Source organism: Longimicrobiaceae bacterium (assembly GCA_035696245.1).
Classification (GTDB): Bacteria; Gemmatimonadota; Gemmatimonadetes; order Longimicrobiales; family Longimicrobiaceae; genus DASRQW01.
Genome location: DASRQW010000205.1, coordinates 1 through 2,215 on the forward strand (window position 1 = coordinate 1; position 2,215 = coordinate 2,215).

Here is a 2,215-nt window from a genome sequence, read left to right on the forward strand (position 1 = left end):
AACAACCGCGACCTCAACTACGTCACCTGGGAGCAGCGCGCCATGGAAGGCGAGCCCAAGTTCCCCGCATCTCAGGACTTGATCGACTTTCCCTCCGCGCGGTACGCCGAGCTGCTGGGGCTGACCGGCATCCGGGTGGAGCGGCCGGAAGACGTGGGGCCCGCGTGGGACCGCGCCCTCTCCGCAGACCGGCCCGTCGTTATCGACGCCCTGGTGGATGCGGACGTCCCCACGCTCCCGCCCGAGCCCGGCAAGCCGCACGAGATGGTGAGGAAAGCTCTCCGCCAGGGCGACCCCGACGCGGAAGGCGTGCGCGAGCAGATGAAGAAGCAGGGGATGGACTGACCGGAAGATGCGGATCTCGGGCGACCCACATCAGGGAGATGCAGATCAGGAGACGCGGATCGAAGATCCGGACGAGGAGACGCCGCCGGGTCGAGCCTTGAATCGGATCCGCATCTCCCGAACGGATTCCGATCCCCGCCGCCACGGTGGATCAATGCGAGGCCGCAGCGGCGCGGATGATGCGAGGCATCGTAAGTCGTTGCGGTGGATGCGGAAAGCGGGATGTGGAACGGGCCGGGCGGTCCCGAACGTGCACGCCGCGGCCGCGCCTCCAGACGGGAGAGCGGCCGGGACGCGGACCAGGTTCAGCCGCGTCCGGCACCACGCAACGAGCAACGCGGGAGACGTGCGATGAGGAACGGAAGCAAGGGACTGCGGATGATGGCGGTGGCCGCGCTGGCCTCCGGGGCGATGCTGGCGGGGCACGCGCGCCCGGCCGCCGCGCAGCGGATGAGCGACGCGAACATCCTCCAAGCCGAGATGACGGCCAACCAGAACGAGGTCGCGTCCGCGCGCTACGTGCAGGCGCACGCGCACGCCGCCGCCGTGCGCACCTACGCCGCCATGCTGGTGCGCGACCACAGCGCGGGCCTGTCGCAGAACCGCGCCACCGCCCGCGCCGCGCACGTCACCCCGCGCGCCATGCCGGGCGACGACAGCGCCGCCAAGCAGCGCGAGCTGATGCAGCGCCTGCGCTCGCTGCACGGCGCCGCGCTCGACAAGGCCTACATCGACCACGCGGTCGACGACCACCGCGAAGACATCCAGAAGGCGCACACCATGGAGTCGCAGGCGCACGCCGCGGCCGTGCGGCGCATGGTGCACGGCACGCTGCCCGTGCTCCAGAAGCACCTGGACCGCGCCCTCGCGCTCCAGAAGCGGATGTAAGGCAGCACCGGGCCCGCCCCGCGCGGGCCCGCCACACCCCCACGGCGGAGGCGAGCGATGAAGGCAGTGGTGTTCCACGGGATCGGCGACATCCGGCTGGACGACGTCAAGGAGCCCAAGCTCCAGGAAGGCACCGACGCCCTGGTGCGGCTCACCGCCAGCGCCATCTGCGGCACCGACCTGCACATGATCCGCGGCACCATGCCGGGGATGGTGCCCGGCACCGTGCTGGGCCACGAAGGCGTCGGCATCGTGGAAGAGGTCGGGAAGAACGTGCGCAACCTGAAGAAGGGCGACCGCGTCGTCATCCCCAGCACCATCGCCTGCGGAAGCTGCTCGTACTGCCGTGCCAGCTACTTCGCCCAGTGCGACAACGCCAACCCCAACGGCGCCCGCGCCGGCACCGCCTTCTTCGGCGGCCCGGCCACCACGGGCCCGTTCCAGGGACTCCAGGCCGAGTACGCCCGCGTCCCCTTCGCCAACGTGGGCCTGGTCAAGCTGCCCGACGGGCTGGACGACGACCGCGCCATCCTGCTCTCCGACATCTTCCCCACTGGCTACTTCGGCGCCGACATCGCGGGCATCGACCCCGGCGACACCGTCGTCGTGTTCGGCTGCGGGCCGGTGGGCCTGTTCGCCATCGCCAGCGCGCGCATCATGGGCGCCGGCCGCATCCTGGCGGTGGACACGGTGCCGTCGCGCATGGAGATGGCGCGCGACCTGGGCGCCGAGACCATCGACTTCAACGCGGAAGACCCCGTCGCCACCATCCTGGAGCTCACGGGCGGCATCGGCGTGGACCGCGCCATCGACGCCGTGGGCGTGGACGCCGAGCGGCCGCACTCCGGGCCCGCGGCCAAGAAGGCCAAGCCGATGGCGAAGGAGATGGACCGCGAGATGGAGACCGTCGCGCCCAAGACCAACCCCAAGGGCGACAACTGGCACCCCGGCGACGGTCCCTCGCAGGTGCTGTCGTGGGCCG

General features: G+C 71.2%; 3 protein-coding genes. All 3 read left to right on the forward strand.

Features of this window, described 5'->3' with window-relative positions; translation table 11 throughout:
- Positions 1-345: thiamine pyrophosphate-dependent enzyme (locus tag VFE05_09660; GenBank protein ID HET6230322.1), on the forward strand; the 345-nt coding region annotated here is incomplete at its 5' end.
- Between the two features lie 351 nt (positions 346-696).
- Positions 697-1,233 (forward strand): DUF4142 domain-containing protein, encoded by a 537-nt coding sequence (locus VFE05_09665; protein HET6230323.1) that lies wholly within the window; start codon positions 697-699, stop codon positions 1,231-1,233.
- 57 nt (positions 1,234-1,290) lie between these two features.
- A partial coding sequence (locus VFE05_09670) for an alcohol dehydrogenase catalytic domain-containing protein (GenBank protein HET6230324.1) occupies positions 1,291-2,215 on the forward strand: 925 nt, incomplete at its 3' end.

Bases quoted from the DNA above. Each gene is read 5' to 3' on its own strand.
- VFE05_09665 (HET6230323.1), top strand. From the start codon at position 697: ATGAGGAACGGAAGCAAGGGACTGCGGATGATGGCGGTGGCCGCGCTG.